This window comes from Eikenella sp. HMSC061C02, assembly GCF_001809035.1.
Taxonomy (GTDB): Bacteria; Pseudomonadota; Gammaproteobacteria; order Burkholderiales; family Neisseriaceae; genus Eikenella; species Eikenella corrodens.
In genome coordinates, this window is record NZ_KV795566.1 from 1 (window position 1) to 13,129 (window position 13,129).

Below are 13,129 nucleotides of genomic sequence, written 5' to 3' on the forward strand. Positions count from 1 at the left end.
TGAATATTCCTGGTTATCTAGGACAGCCCCAAATTTATTCACCACACCCAAAAAGGATAACCCATGAAACGTTTCTTCCCCCTGATGGCCGCCCTCGGCTTGGCCGCCTGCGCCGGCAGCCACACCACTTCCGCCCAAGCGCCCGCCATCGGCACGCCCAACCCCGCCAGCGCATACTGCGTGCAGCAAGGCGGCAAGTCTGAAATCCGCAAAAACCAAGACGGCAGCGAATACGGCGTGTGCATCCTGCCAGACGGCAAAGAAGTGGAAGAGTGGGCATACTACCGCGCCAACAACGGCGGCAACGGCAAATAAGCCCCGCCCGGCCAAACAGGCAGGCTACCTGAAATCCGATTTTCAGGTAGCCTGTTTGCCTTTTCCTGTCGCCAAGAATAGCGTTGATAATGCTAAAATACCGCCCTTAGCAACATCAGCAACATCATGCCGTACCGCGCATCTGTGCGCCCGAACAACCCCATCAAAGCATTCCACATGGCCTATCAAGTTCTCGCCCGCAAGTGGCGCCCCAAAACCTTTGCCGATTTAGTCGGACAGGAACACGTTGTCAAAGCCCTGCAAAATGCCCTGGGCAAAGGCCGACTGCACCACGCCTACCTGCTCACCGGCACCCGCGGCGTGGGCAAAACCACCATCGCCCGCATCCTGGCCAAAAGCCTCAACTGCGAAACCCCGCACGAAGGCGAGCCTTGTGGACAATGCCAATCCTGCCGCGACATCGACGCCGGGCGGTTTGTGGATCTGCTGGAAATCGACGCCGCCTCCAACACCGGCATCGACAACATCCGCGAAGTGCTGGAAAACGCCCAATACGCTCCCACCGCCGGCAAATACAAAGTCTATATCATCGACGAAGTGCACATGCTCTCCAAAAGCGCGTTCAACGCCATGCTCAAAACGCTGGAAGAGCCGCCCGAACACGTCAAATTCATCCTGGCCACCACCGACCCGCACAAAGTGCCCGTTACCGTGCTCAGCCGCTGCCTGCAATTCGTGCTGCGCAACATGACCGCCCAGCAGGTATCGCAGCACCTAGCGCACGTTCTGGACAGCGAACAAATCCCCTACGAAGCCCCTGCCCTTGCCCTGCTCGGCCGCGCCGCCGCCGGCTCCATGCGCGACGCGCTCAGCCTGCTCGACCAAGCCATCGCCATGGGCTCCGGTAGCGTAACCGAAGCCGACGTGCGCCAAATGATCGGCGCCGTTGATCAACGCTACCTTTACTCCCTGCTGCAAGCCGCTACCAACCAAGACGGCGCCGCCCTGCTCGCCACCGCACAGGAAATGGCCGGTCGTGCCATCGGTTTCGACAGCGCCTTGAGCGAGCTCGCCCTCCTGCTGCAAAAGCTCGCCCTCATCAAAACCATCCCCGCTGCCGTGCCCGCCGATGACCCCGAACGCGACACCCTGCAACAGCTCGCCACCCAACTGGGCGACGAACAAATCCAGCTGTATTACCAATGCGTTATCCACGGCAAACAAGACCTGCCGCTCGCGCCAGATGAATACGCCGGCTTCGTGATGACCCTACTGCGCCTGCTCGCCTTCACCCCCCTGGCCGCAGCCGAACTGCCCGAAGGCAGCCACATCAGCGGCAGCGAACTGCACGACCCCTCCCCAAAGCCCCGTCCGGCTGCCACACTGCAGCCGGATAACGCCCGCATTCCAGCCGAAAACCATGCAGCAGAAACCCCACCCGCCCAAGCCGAACCAAGGCTACCTGAAAGCGGGCATAGCGAGCTTCTACGCAGCAACAACGAGCAACGCGAGTTCCCGCACAGCCCAAATGAACACGGCCGTTTTTCAGGTAGCCCAAACGACAACGGCAGGCTTTCGCACAACGAACCCTTGACGCAAGAAACTGCCCCCGCTGCCCGCCATACCGAAAGGCTACCTGAAAATATTTCAGGTAGTCCAAACAGTCAGCACGGGCTTTCGCCAAACCCAAACGAATCCGGCAGCCCGGCACCTGGTTCAGTCGAACCCAGCCGCCCCTATCCTAGCGAGCCGCAACCTGCCGCGTCGGAAGCCATCCCTGCCGCCTTCGAAAGCAGCCCGCCGTGGGATGATGCCCCACCCGCCGGTTTAGAAACCGCGTTGTCGGTCGGCGCATTAAGCCAAAGGCTACCTGAAAACGAACAAGGCGAGCTTCCACACAGCCAAAACGGGCAAAACGAACCATTTCCCGCCCAATCAGCCGCTACTGAAACCCCGGAAAACGCCGACACCGCAGCCCTGCCCCTGCCCGATGCCGACACCTGGCCGCAGATCGTCGCCTCCATCGCCCCCAAAATCGGTGCCGCCCAAATGAGCGCCCAGCACACCGCCTGCCTCGGCTACGACCCGCAGCAACACCTGCTCACCCTCGCCGTGGCCGAAGCCGGGCAAGTCAGCATCAGCCGCGAACACATCCAGCGCATCGAGCAGCACCTGGCCGCCGCCTACGGCCATCCCGTCAGCATCCGTACCATGGATTGGCCGGCCGGTGGCAAAGCCGCCGAAACCCCCGCCATGCGCCAACAACGCCTGCGCCAAGCCGCCCGCGATCAAGCGCAAAGCCTGCTGGAGCAAGACCCTGCCGCGCAAGATATCCTCAATCTATTCGGCGCCCGCTGGCTACCTGAAAGCCTTGTATTGCAGGAAAACGGCCAAACCTAGGGCAAAACCTTTCCCCAACATCCTTTTTTCACCCCCTTTTTAATAGGAGCACACTCATGTTCAACAAAGCCGGCCTCGGCAACCTGATGCAACAGGCACAAAAAATGCAGGAAAAAATGAAACAGGCACAGGCCGAATTGGCCAACATCACCGTGGAAGGCGAAGCCGGCGGCGGCATGGTGAAAATCACCCTCAGCTGCCACCACGCCGTTAAACGCGTGCACATCGACGATAGCCTCGCCGCCGATGCCGCTTCCGACAAAGAAATGTTGGAAGACCTGATTGCCGCCGCCTTCAACGATGCTACCCGCAAAGTAGAAGCCGCCGCCCAACAGCATATGTCGCAATTCACCCAAGGCCTCGGCCTACCCCCCGGCATGGACAACTTCTTCAAGTAATCCACACATAAACACCGGCTGCCCGAACTCGTCAGGCAGCCGGTTCGTATTTGGCTTGCATCCGTTTTCAGGTAGCCTCCATATCGCCTTACCAAGGCTACCTGAAAAGGTTTTATCGCCATCCCAATAGAAACTCATCTCGCCATATTTCTGTACTGCCTACAGCTCTCACCAGCTAGTATGCAAAACAATGGATACCGCCACCAATCAAATCCACCCATCAAACAAAAAGCCGTCCCAACAAACGGGACGGCTCAACAATCATCACAACAGATTAAGTCCGCTCAAACACGGCACCCTTTTCTTCCACCACGCTCTCGGGTGGCAGGCCGTGCAGTTCGCCCATCTTGGCCGCAATTTGCGCCTGGGCGGCGGCGCATAGCTCTTGCCGCGTTTTGCCTTCCGGCGAAATCGGTTCCAGAAAATACAGCACGCCTTCGCTGCGCTTTTGCGGCAGGATGCGGCAGAACGATTCCCACAAGCTGATTTCGCCGCAATAGGCCATATCCGTGTTCGGACTGCCGTCTTCATTTGGATAGTACACCAACACCGGCCACACCGGATATTGGCCGATGATGGCGGTATCGAATAGCCCGCTCTTAAATGGCTTGATGCCCCGCCCGTCGGTGCTTGTTCCTTCGGGGAATACAACCGCGTAATCCTTTTCCGACAAAATCTGCAACAGCACATCCATCACCTGCTGTGATGATTGGCGGTTGCCGCGTTTGATGAATACTGTATCGACTCGCGCCACCAGCCAGCCGATTACCGGCCAGTCGCGCACTTCTTGCTTGGCTACAAAGCGTACAGCCTGCACGGAGTTGATGAGAAAAATATCCAGCCAGGAGATGTGGTTGCCCACCATAAACTGGCCACCTTCGGCGAAAAAACGTTCCGCTCCGTGCACGGTCAGCTTGGTACCAAACACTTTCATGCACTGGCGCGACCAGCGTTGAATCCGCCATTGGCGTTTGGCCTTATCTTCACGGCCGAAAAACAAGGCTACCTGAAGGCAGCCCCACAACAAAACGGCAGCCACCCCAAATAGCCTGACAATCAGTCTGAGCCTACGCATCAGCTAACCTTGTCTTCTGATTTATTTAACAAAATGTTTGGCATAACGCGGATGGATATTGGCCATCGGCATCATCACCAGCATATCGGCACTGCCGAAATCCTTATCCCAATGCGGTTCGCCGCAAATCCACACGCCGGCGCGCAGGTAGCCCTTCATCAAAGGCGGCGCTTCCACCTCCAAATCCTGCCGCAGTTCGTTCAGCGGCAGCGGCACTTTCGGGAACACGCGGTATTCCTCGGGCGAGTAATGGGTCTGTTTGAGCTGGTTAAACAGGCTGGCGGCATAATGCCCGCCGTCATCTACATGCACGCTGCCACAGCCGATCATGTATTCCAGACCATGTGCTTGCATGAAACTGATCAAACCCATCCACAGCAGTGAAATCGTGCCGCCGGTACGGTAGTCTTTATGTACGCAGGCGCGACCTAGCTCCACGGTTTTGGGCAGGATGTGGCGGATGCGGGAGAGGTCGAATTCGGAATCGGAATACCAACCACCGGCGGCTTTGGCCGCTTCTTCGGTAATCAAGCGGTAGGTGCCGATGATGCAGCCGCTGTTTTTGTCGCGCACAATCAGGTGGCGGCAGAATTCATCATAACGGTCGATATCGCGGCCGTCTTCACCGTGTATGCCGGCGCCCATCTCGCGGCCAAAAATGTCGAAACGCAAGCGTTGCGCTTCTTCCACGGCATCTGCTTCGCGGGTTACGCTCACTTCAAGATTGCCACTGTCTACCAGCAGCCATTCTTGGTTTTTTATTTGTTGCATGGGTTACTCCGGAAAAACGTGCCATTTCGCACAGGCTGAACTGTAAAGCCACATGGCGCAAGTGGCAAGTAAATTGTTTGCCTATGCGGCAGAAATAGCGGATTTTAACAAAGGTTTTACTCAACAGCGGAATGGCACGCCCTAGATTATTCAAGAATATTGCCGGCCAAATGTTTGGTCTGGGTTGTAGTTTACATTTTCAGGTAGCCCATCAATCCATAGCTAACAGGCTACCTGAAAGCCTGCCTGAGCAGTAGAAATTTTTCAGGTAGCCTCTTACATTCGCCGTAAAAACTGTGACGGCACTTCTTTAATCAGCCACACTTTATTGGCTGTTAAATAAAACACAAAACCCTGCTGACGCATCAGCCCGGCCTGCACTTCCAACACCAACGGCTTGCCGTGGCGGCTACCCACCGACACAGCCGTCTCCACATCGCCCGACAAGTGCACATAATGCCGGCTGCCCGGCAACAATCCTTGCTCTTCAATAGCTTCGGCAAAACGCTGCGCCGTGCCGTGATACAAGATTTCCGGCGGCTCGGTTTCGGTGTAGGCAATATCCACTTGTGCCGTGGAATGCCCTTGCTCGGCACGGATTTTGCCGCCATCGGCAGACAGCGTAAATCGTTTTTTATTATTGGTAGCCACCACCTTATGCAATAGCGGCAGGCTGATATTGCGCCCGTGCGCAGCTGCCTGGGTTAATAGTTCACCCACATCTGCCCAGCCTTCGCCATCTAGTGTCAAACCGATGGCTTCGGGATGATGGCGCAGGATATAACTGAGGAATTTGCTCACGCCGGCGTTTGATTTGTCCATTGTGTTGCCTTTAAATTTGGTGTTTGGTTGAGTCTTAAGTATGTGTTATAGCGAATTAACTTAGATTCAGCTACAGCATTGAGTTGTCTTGCTTTACTTCAGTACGGTTACCTTTCGGCCTTATGTCAAGCCAATTCAATTATAATTTCGTTATAGTTATATGATTGAAAAGTGAAATATTAGATGGTCGTCTGCATCTGCAAAGCTGCGTCCGCGAAAAACAAGAGTTACCTCAATTCTGCTTTGTTACAACAGGGCATCTAACTAATTACCTACCCAGATAGGCTATTTTTCAGGTATCCTAATTGTCCTTGACCATGGGAGATTCAAAATGAAACACCTTAGCTTGTTTGTTCTGTTTGCGCTAGTTTCCGCTGCCACCCATGCAGAAAGCTGCCGCATCGCCGCTGCTGCTCCAGTACGTGAAACGCCAGGCGGCCGTATTTTAGGCAGTCTGCCTGCTAATCTAAATGTTACCCTGTTTGAACGCAGCCCCGATGATCATGGTAAAAACTGGGCGCTGGTCAGATGGCGTGGTAAACCTAATCACTACAACCGTTATTTTGGTGTCAATACCGGCTGGGTTGCGCCCAGTGCCGTCCGCTGCACAAGATAAATAATTGCCCCACGATTAAGGCTACCTGAAAATTAACGTACCGAGCAAAAGCAAATGTTTTTTTGAAACAATAAACTGAAGGATTAACTATACCTCTTTAGGATGGGGTGCCCGCAAGATGTTGTATCCAGCAGCACATCCGCCAATTTCATCGCGATAAAACTTGAACCGAAAATGCTTTCTATGGTATAAAGCAAGTTTCGTTTCTATCTAATATTTTTTGAAGTTTGGAGAATTAACCATGGCACGAGTTTGCAAAGTAACCGGAAAGCGGCCGATGTCCGGTAACAACGTATCGCACGCCAACAACAAAACCAAGCGCCGTTTTTTGCCGAACCTGCAATCGCGCCGTTTTTGGGTTGAGAGCGAAAACCGCTGGGTGCGCTTGCGCGTTTCCAACGCGGCTTTGCGTCTGATTGACAAAGTTGGCATTGATGCCGTTCTGGCCGATCTGCGCGCACGCGGCGAAGCCTAATCACATTATTTAAGGAATTAGAGTCATGCGCGATAAAATCAAGCTGGAATCCAGCGCCGGCACCGGCCATTTCTACACTACCACCAAAAACAAGCGGACTACCCCCGGCAAATTCGAAATCAAAAAATTCGATCCGGTTGCCCGCAAGCACGTGGTTTACAAAGAAACCAAGCTGAAATAATCTTCAGCCACACTTTCTACCCAGACTGCATTTTCTGCTTGGCAGAGAATGCAGTTTTCTATATCTGCCCCACTAAGGGCACATCTGCCGTTAAATAGGGCAAATGCGCGTAATACCAATGCCCTGCCCGGCAAAGAGCCTGTATACTGTGCGCCGCTTTTTGCAAATCTAATGCTTGGCCAAGTTTGCATATCGTGTACCTTGCCCCCGTATCAAATACACCGCTGAAGCATATTTTGCAAATGAAGCGAACTGATGCTGCATGAAGTGATTTTTAGCCGGATAAAGGCTACCTGAAACCCTGCCAATCCCATGATTGCAGCCTGCTTCGGCAGGCTGCGGAGCCCATTCCACTATGCTTTCCTTAGAAACTTGGATCGGCCTGCGCTATATGCGCGCCAAAAAACGCAACGGGTTGATGTCTGTTATCAGCATCATCTCGATTTTCGGCATTGCCACCGGCGTAACCGCGCTGATTGTGGTGCTTTCCGTAATGAACGGTTTTCAAAAAGAAATTCGCGGCCAGCTGCTGCAAGTTACCCCCCACATGCAGATGAGCTATCTACAGGCCGATCCGGGTGACACTTGGCAAGGCTTGGCCAAAATCGCCCAAGCCAATCCGCGCGTGCTGGGCGTGGCGCCCTATGTGAGCGGGCAGGCGTTGCTGGCTAATTCCGGAGAGGTTCAGGGCGTGCAGGTAAAGGGGATCGACCCGGCTGAAGAACCGAAAGTGTCGGAATACGGCGACAAGCTGCCCAACGAGCTGTATCAGCAGCTCAAGCCCGGTCAGTTTGAAATGATTTTGGGCAAAGATATTGCCGACCGCTTAGGCGTGCAGCCGGGCGAGAAAGTTACCCTGATTTCGCCCGAAGGCAACATTACGCCGGTGGGCATGGTGCCGCGCATGAAGCAATTCACTGTGGCTTCCACCGTTTCCACCGGCATTTTTGCTGTAGATAACAGCTTGTCTATCATCCATATTGAAGACGCCAAAACCCTGTATCGTGCCGGAGATGGCGATGTTAGCATTCAGCTGCGCCTCTCGCAGCCGGAAACCGCACCCGACGTGACCTCTACTATTGTGCCCGCCGAGCAGCGCAACCGTATCGCCTCTTTCGACTGGACCTACCAAAACCGCGACTACTTCCAAGCCGTGGAGGTGGAGAAGAAGATGATGTTCGTCATCATGTTCTTCATCAGCCTTGTCGCCTCCATCAACCTGATTTCCACCCTCATCATGACCGTAACCGAAAAGCAGGCCGCCATCGCCATTTTGCGCACCCTCGGCCTGCCTCCGCGCGGCATCATGAAGATTTTCCTGGTGCAGGGCACGCTCTTGGGCGTGGTCGGCACCGCCATCGGCGTGGCGCTGGGCGTAACCGTAGCGCTGAACGTGGGCGCTATCGTTTCCGCCATCGAGCAGATGGCTGGCCGCAAGCTGGTTACTTCCGCCATCTATTTCATCGACTATATGCCCTCGCAAGTGAAGCTGTCCGACGTGCTGGCGATTGTTGCCATTTCCCTCGGCCTCTCCTTCGTGGCCACACTGCTGCCCAGCTGGCGTGCATCCAAAACCCAACCCGCAGAGGCCTTACGCTATGAATAAAGAAGCCGTTATCCAATGCCAAAACGTAGGCAAAACCTACGACGACGGCAGCCTCAAAGTGGAAGTGCTGCGCAATATCGATTTTCAGGTAGCCTCAGGCGAAGGCATCGGCATCATCGGCGCCTCTGGCAGCGGCAAATCCACCCTGCTGCACATCCTCGGCGGGCTGGACAAGCCCACCAGCGGCGAAGTGAAAATCCAAGGCCAGGGCCTAAACAGCCTCTCCCAGGTGGCCATCGGCCAGTTGCGCAACCGCCATTTGGGCTTCGTCTACCAATTCCACCACCTGCTACCCGAGTTTTCCGCACTGGAAAACGTGATGATGCCGCTGTTGGTGGCGCGCAAAAGCCGGGCCGAAGCACAAGCGGCCGCTGCCGAAATTTTAGAAAAAGTTGGTCTTGGCAGCCGCATGACCCACCGTCCCGGCGAACTCTCCGGTGGCGAACGCCAACGTGCCGCCATCGCCCGCGCCCTGGTAACCAAGCCCGACTGTCTGCTGGCCGACGAGCCCACCGGCAACCTCGACCGTAAAAACGCTACCCACGCGCTGGAAATGATGCTGGAACTCAAACATGAACTCGGCACTGCCCTCATCGTGGTTACCCACGACGAGCAGCTGGCCAAACGCTTCGACCGCGTGCTCACTATGGACGACGGCTGTTTGCGAGCTTGAATCTATCCAACAACTATCCAAGCAGCCTAGCGCATAACAAAGGCTACCTGAAAGCTCAAACTCAAAAGAGTTTGGCAATTTTCAGGTAGCCTTTGCAATTTTAGGAAATAAAGGCATAAACCCTACCCCGATAGCATTTCAGGTAGCCTGCAAGGCAATAAAGTGGCGGAGGTTAAATTAACCTGCTATTTATCGTAATGAGCATAGCGTTTGATCTCCAAATGCTGCATATCAGGCATTTGATCAAGAAAACTGACTTTTCCATCAAGAATTTTTGTTGCTTCCCACAACCTGACTATTTGTAGCTTGCTTAAACAGCGAAAAGGCTGAATGGTATCAATATTTCCTTGATTCCATAGCGTAATGGATGTGAGGCTGTCTAACTTTGACAAGGTTTCGATTAAGTTTTCAATCTTTTTGCATGAACAGATTTGAATTTCACTGATTTGCTTGCAGCGAAGTAAGAAGGAAATATTGGTTATTTTGGGCAAATATGCCAATTCAATGCTTTTAAGTGCAGGCAGCTTTTGTATATCAGCAATATCGGCAATATGGCTATTGCTCAAGCCAAGATGTTCGATAGTATGATTTTCTTCATCAATGCTTAAGCATTTTAATTTCTTAGGCTCAATATAAACGGCTTTCAGATTTTTATGATCAAATAAGCCGGTAATGTTCTTTATGCTGTCATAAAAATCCACACGCTCCAAATGCTGAAAATGATGCAAATCCAATTCGCCTTTTATATCCGGATTTCCTTCTAAGCAAATTTTCTTGATATTTTTCAGAAAGTAAAGCGGAGTTAAATCTCGAATCTTACTGCATTGGATGGTGATGGCTTCAATAAAATCTGCCGGTTCGTCAAACGGTAGTTTATCTTGATCGAATCCAAAGGCTCCCGACACGAATAGCTTGAAGCATTGATGCTGATTCATAAATGCTTTAATGTCCTCAAGGGTATCATTCTTTTCGAGAATAACTTCGGCATGTTCTATCGAGGTGGTGTTTTCAGGAAAGAAACGTAAATACATGGTTCAACCTAATCATCAATGGTGCCTATAATTTTTACGGCATGCCGCGCAATATCATGTTCAAACTGAACTGGCGGCTGTAATCTCTTTAATCGGCAATCGGCAGGAGCAGGCCGGATGACAAAATCCTACCTGTACCTGCCGATTTTTGTTTTCAGACGGCCTTCTACAAAAAGGCTGTCTGAAAACGGCCGGTGATTACTTGTCCAACCGCTTCAATTGCTTGGCAGCATATTTGTTGCCTGCCTCGGCGGCACGGCGGTAGTAGCGGACGGCTTTTTTCAGACGGCCTGCGTCTTCATAGAGATCGCCGAGGTTCGATAATGCAATGATGCTGCCTGCGCGGGCGGCGAGTTTGTACCATTTTTTCGCCTGGCTTTTGCTGCGGCGCACGCCTTTGCCGTTGTAGTGGAGGAAGCCTAGGTTGTTGCAGGCGGTGGCATCTGCCTGCAAGGCGGCGCGAGCGTACCATTTGCGGGCTTTGGCATGGTTTTCGGGCAGGCCTAGGCCTTTTTCGTAGCAGTAACCGAGGGCGCGTTGGGCATCGGGATGGCCAGCCTTGGCGTCTTTGCGGTAGAGCTGGCAGGCCGTTTGGATGTCTTTTTTACCGCCGAGGCCTTTTTCATATAGGTAACCGAGGCGGTAGGCTGCATCGGGGGTATCGCTGCTGTGTTGCTCAAGGGCGTGGGCGTACCATTTGCGGGCGCGCCGATAGTCGGGCTTTTCGGCAAATTCGTATAGGCAACCGAGGGCTTCCTGTGCTTCGGCGTGGCCGAGTTTGGCGGCGCGGCGGTAGTATTTTTCGGCCTTGGCTCGGTTTGGTTTGACGCCGTAGCCGTACTGGCGGGCGCGACCGAGGCCGAACCAGCCGTCGGGACAGCCTTTTTTGGCGAGCTGGCGGTAGCTGCGGTAGGCGGCGCGGGCTTCGGCAGGATCGGCGGCAAAGGAGGCGCAATAGAGGTATTCGAGTAGGGCGGCGCGGTAGAGGGATTTAGGTTTCATGGTTTTTGCCTTTCTGGGGAGAGTCAGACGGCCTCTGTGTAGAACCGTTTACAAAATGTATTTGGTGTGTAGTGGGCTTTTTGAATGCTTTTTCAGGAAGTTTTCCCGATAGCGGCTGAGTGTGCCGCGGTTGATGGCGGAGTATTGCTCGCCAGCCGTGCCGTCGTTTTCCCATTGGCAAATCGGGCAAACAGCGTAATCCGTTGGAGGACTGAGGGAATAAAACGAGCAGCAGGGGCAAGGGGATAAGGTTTGTTTTTCGTTGCCGCTTACTTGAAATTCGTTTTGAGTATAACGTTTTAATTCTTCGGCTAGGTATTTGTTGTTGAATATTTTACATTTATCCGCCAATCCAATAAGGACGATGAGGCGGAAAAAATCGGTGTATTCGGTTAGGCTTTCGGCTTCATGGTTGGCGAGAAAGAATTTTAATTCGTGGCTGAGGTCAAAGTCTTCAAACAAATACCAATAATCCAAAACCAGATTGAGCTTTTGTTCGTCAGAGAGTTGGCTGATTTCGTGTTCGGCCAGTTGGCGCATGGCTTGTTCGCGGTCTATTACCATGTGGTCAATCGCTTTGAGGTGTTTGATACTAGATAAATAGCATATAAAATCATAATTTCGTTGCAAATTGCGTTTTCAGGTAGCCTCAAACACAGGCTACCTGAAAACGTTTGGAGGGCATTTGTTTTGCTTTTATTGAAATACTGCCCTGATGCCGTTCGGGTTGATTTCTATAGTGGATTAACAAAAATCAGGACAAGGCGGCCGAGCCGCAGACAGTACAGATAGTACGGCAAGGCGAGGCAACGCTGTACTGGTTTAAGTTAAATTCACTATACTTTTTCAGGTGGCCTGCTCGGCCAGCACGGCGGCGATGAGCTCTTGGGCGCCGTTGTCGGCCAGTTTCTTGGCGACGGCGCGGCCGAGGGCATCGGCGTATTCGCGCGGGGCTTGGGCTTCTTCTCGCAGGATGACGGAGCCGTCAGGATGGCCGACCAGGCCGTGCAGGGTGAGCAGGCCGTCTTGCTTGGTGCAGTAGGCGGCCAGCGGCACTTGGCAGCTGCCGCCCAGCGCGCGGGCGAGGGCACGTTCGGCGGTAACGCAGGCGGCGGTTTGGGCGTGGTTCAGGGGGGCGAGCAGGGGCAGCAGTTCGCTGCGGTGCACGGCGATTTCGATGCCGAGCGCGCCTTGGCCGGCGGCGGGCAGGCTGTCGGCGGGGGAGAGGGTGTGGCGGATGCGCTGGGTGAGGCCGAGGCGTTTGAGGCCGGCTTCGGCCAGGATGATGGCGGCGTAGTCGCCCTGGTCGAGTTTGGCAAGGCGGGTTTGCACGTTGCCGCGCAAAGGGGCTACCTGAAGCTGCGGGAAACGGGCGCGTAGCTGGGCTTCGCGGCGCAGGCTGGACGTGCCGACAACGGCGCCGGCGGGCAGGTCTTCAAGCCGCTGGTAGTTGTTGGAAACGAAGGCATCAAACGGGCTTTCGCGTTCGCAGATGGCGGCCAGGGCAAAGCCTTCGGGCAATACCATCGGCACGTCTTTAATAGAGTGTACGGCAAGGTCGGCGCGGCCGTCGGATAGGGCTTGTTCGAGCTCTTTCACAAACAGGCCTTTGCCGCCGATTTTGGAGAGGGTTTTATCGAGAATGCGGTCGCCTTGGGTGGTGAGGCCGAGGATGGATACTTCGCAGCCGGGGTAGAGCGCACGCAGGCGGGATTGGATGTGTTCGGCCTGCCACATGGCGAGGGCACTTTCGCGGCTGGCGATAACAAGTTTTTGCGGGGTCATTTCAATTAGGAAAACGGA

Annotated in this window: 15 protein-coding genes; 8 read left to right on the plus strand and 7 right to left on the minus strand. The window is 54.0% G+C overall.

All coding sequences use genetic code 11. The features are described 5' to 3' along the window. Positions 1–63 precede the first annotated feature (63 nt). The 3 genes from HMPREF2541_RS09165 to HMPREF2541_RS09175 all read left to right on the plus strand — a co-directional run bounded on the left by HMPREF2541_RS09165 (position 64) and on the right by HMPREF2541_RS09175 (position 3,074). Positions 64–315, plus strand: coding sequence for a putative hemolysin (locus HMPREF2541_RS09165; protein WP_070543288.1), 252 nt, complete (start codon positions 64–66; stop codon positions 313–315). 177 nt (positions 316–492) lie between these two features. After that, a complete protein-coding gene (gene dnaX / locus HMPREF2541_RS09170; RefSeq protein WP_070543393.1) occupies positions 493–2,676 on the plus strand; it encodes a DNA polymerase III subunit gamma/tau in 2,184 nt (727 codons plus the stop codon). A 56-nt stretch (positions 2,677–2,732) separates the two neighbouring features. Then, positions 2,733–3,074 (plus strand): YbaB/EbfC family nucleoid-associated protein, encoded by a 342-nt coding sequence (locus HMPREF2541_RS09175; RefSeq protein WP_003822314.1) that lies wholly within the window; start codon positions 2,733–2,735, stop codon positions 3,072–3,074. Positions 3,075–3,348: 274 nt separating this feature from the next. Here HMPREF2541_RS09175 and HMPREF2541_RS09180 read toward each other — a convergent pair whose 3' ends face one another. From HMPREF2541_RS09180 to HMPREF2541_RS09190, 3 genes are all read right to left on the minus strand, one after another. After that, complete coding sequence (locus tag HMPREF2541_RS09180) at positions 3,349–4,149, minus strand: lysophospholipid acyltransferase family protein (RefSeq protein ID WP_070543289.1); 801 nt, start codon at positions 4,147–4,149, stop codon at positions 3,349–3,351. Between the two features lie 21 nt (positions 4,150–4,170). Further along, entirely contained in the window at positions 4,171–4,920 is a 750-nt protein-coding gene (locus tag HMPREF2541_RS09185) for a GNAT family N-acetyltransferase (protein WP_070543291.1), read from the minus strand. Between the two features lie 276 nt (positions 4,921–5,196). Next, positions 5,197–5,742: an RNA 2'-phosphotransferase gene (locus HMPREF2541_RS09190; protein WP_070543293.1), complete on the minus strand. Its 546-nt coding sequence runs from the start codon at positions 5,740–5,742 to the stop codon at positions 5,197–5,199. A 331-nt stretch (positions 5,743–6,073) separates the two neighbouring features. Between HMPREF2541_RS09190 and HMPREF2541_RS12055 the strand changes: the two genes are divergently transcribed. From HMPREF2541_RS12055 to lolD, 5 genes are all read left to right on the plus strand, one after another. Further along, on the plus strand, positions 6,074–6,358 hold the full coding sequence (locus tag HMPREF2541_RS12055) for a hypothetical protein (RefSeq protein WP_141744234.1): 285 nt from the start codon (positions 6,074–6,076) through the stop codon (positions 6,356–6,358). Positions 6,359–6,599: 241 nt separating this feature from the next. Further along, positions 6,600–6,833 (plus strand): 50S ribosomal protein L28, encoded by a 234-nt coding sequence (rpmB, locus tag HMPREF2541_RS09195; protein ID WP_035579964.1) that lies wholly within the window; start codon positions 6,600–6,602, stop codon positions 6,831–6,833. A 25-nt stretch (positions 6,834–6,858) separates the two neighbouring features. Next, positions 6,859–7,014 carry a 50S ribosomal protein L33 gene (rpmG, locus tag HMPREF2541_RS09200; RefSeq protein ID WP_003822324.1) on the plus strand — a complete coding sequence of 52 codons (156 nt, stop codon included), beginning with the start codon at positions 6,859–6,861 and terminating at the stop codon, positions 7,012–7,014. A 355-nt stretch (positions 7,015–7,369) separates the two neighbouring features. After that, complete coding sequence (locus HMPREF2541_RS09205) at positions 7,370–8,620, plus strand: lipoprotein-releasing ABC transporter permease subunit (RefSeq protein WP_070543294.1); 1,251 nt, start codon at positions 7,370–7,372, stop codon at positions 8,618–8,620. Continuing rightward, the gene (lolD, locus tag HMPREF2541_RS09210; protein WP_049259203.1) at positions 8,613–9,293 is read left to right on the plus strand and encodes a lipoprotein-releasing ABC transporter ATP-binding protein LolD; all 681 of its coding nucleotides are present in this window, start codon (positions 8,613–8,615) and stop codon (positions 9,291–9,293) included. The genes HMPREF2541_RS09205 and lolD overlap by 8 nt, the downstream gene beginning before the upstream one ends. Positions 9,294–9,478: 185 nt before the next feature. Here lolD and HMPREF2541_RS09215 read toward each other — a convergent pair whose 3' ends face one another. The 4 genes from HMPREF2541_RS09215 to hemC form a co-directional block, all read right to left on the minus strand. After that, entirely contained in the window at positions 9,479–10,324 is an 846-nt protein-coding gene (locus HMPREF2541_RS09215; protein WP_049259202.1) for a leucine-rich repeat domain-containing protein, read from the minus strand. 198 nt (positions 10,325–10,522) lie between these two features. Further along, a complete protein-coding gene (locus HMPREF2541_RS09220; protein WP_049259200.1) occupies positions 10,523–11,326 on the minus strand; it encodes an SEL1-like repeat protein in 804 nt (267 codons plus the stop codon). 48 nt (positions 11,327–11,374) lie between these two features. Then, positions 11,375–11,890: a CPCC family cysteine-rich protein gene (locus tag HMPREF2541_RS09225; protein ID WP_081253496.1), complete on the minus strand. Its 516-nt coding sequence runs from the start codon at positions 11,888–11,890 to the stop codon at positions 11,375–11,377. A 282-nt stretch (positions 11,891–12,172) separates the two neighbouring features. After that, on the minus strand, positions 12,173–13,111 hold the full coding sequence (gene hemC, locus HMPREF2541_RS09230; protein WP_070543296.1) for a hydroxymethylbilane synthase: 939 nt from the start codon (positions 13,109–13,111) through the stop codon (positions 12,173–12,175). Positions 13,112–13,129: the final 18 nt, after the last annotated feature.

What these genes read in the sequence shown, in the direction of transcription:
- lolD (WP_049259203.1), top strand. Translation starts at nt 8,613, where the DNA reads ATGAATAAAGAAGCCGTTATCCAATGCCAAAACGTAGGCAAAACCTAC.
- HMPREF2541_RS09175 (WP_003822314.1), top strand. Translation starts at nt 2,733, where the DNA reads ATGTTCAACAAAGCCGGCCTCGGCAACCTGATGCAACAGGCACAAAAA.
- HMPREF2541_RS09225 (WP_081253496.1), bottom strand. Translation starts at nt 11,890, where the DNA reads ATGGTAATAGACCGCGAACAAGCCATGCGCCAACTGGCCGAACACGAA.
- HMPREF2541_RS09165 (WP_070543288.1), top strand. Translation starts at nt 64, where the DNA reads ATGAAACGTTTCTTCCCCCTGATGGCCGCCCTCGGCTTGGCCGCCTGC.
- HMPREF2541_RS09190 (WP_070543293.1), bottom strand. Translation starts at nt 5,742, where the DNA reads ATGGACAAATCAAACGCCGGCGTGAGCAAATTCCTCAGTTATATCCTG.
- HMPREF2541_RS09215 (WP_049259202.1), bottom strand. Translation starts at nt 10,324, where the DNA reads ATGTATTTACGTTTCTTTCCTGAAAACACCACCTCGATAGAACATGCC.
- rpmB (WP_035579964.1), top strand. Translation starts at nt 6,600, where the DNA reads ATGGCACGAGTTTGCAAAGTAACCGGAAAGCGGCCGATGTCCGGTAAC.
- HMPREF2541_RS09220 (WP_049259200.1), bottom strand. Translation starts at nt 11,326, where the DNA reads ATGAAACCTAAATCCCTCTACCGCGCCGCCCTACTCGAATACCTCTAT.
- HMPREF2541_RS09185 (WP_070543291.1), bottom strand. Translation starts at nt 4,920, where the DNA reads ATGCAACAAATAAAAAACCAAGAATGGCTGCTGGTAGACAGTGGCAAT.
- rpmG (WP_003822324.1), top strand. Translation starts at nt 6,859, where the DNA reads ATGCGCGATAAAATCAAGCTGGAATCCAGCGCCGGCACCGGCCATTTC.
- HMPREF2541_RS09180 (WP_070543289.1), bottom strand. Translation starts at nt 4,149, where the DNA reads ATGCGTAGGCTCAGACTGATTGTCAGGCTATTTGGGGTGGCTGCCGTT.
- hemC (WP_070543296.1), bottom strand. Translation starts at nt 13,111, where the DNA reads ATGACCCCGCAAAAACTTGTTATCGCCAGCCGCGAAAGTGCCCTCGCC.
- HMPREF2541_RS12055 (WP_141744234.1), top strand. Translation starts at nt 6,074, where the DNA reads ATGAAACACCTTAGCTTGTTTGTTCTGTTTGCGCTAGTTTCCGCTGCC.
- HMPREF2541_RS09205 (WP_070543294.1), top strand. Translation starts at nt 7,370, where the DNA reads ATGCTTTCCTTAGAAACTTGGATCGGCCTGCGCTATATGCGCGCCAAA.
- dnaX (WP_070543393.1), top strand. Translation starts at nt 493, where the DNA reads ATGGCCTATCAAGTTCTCGCCCGCAAGTGGCGCCCCAAAACCTTTGCC.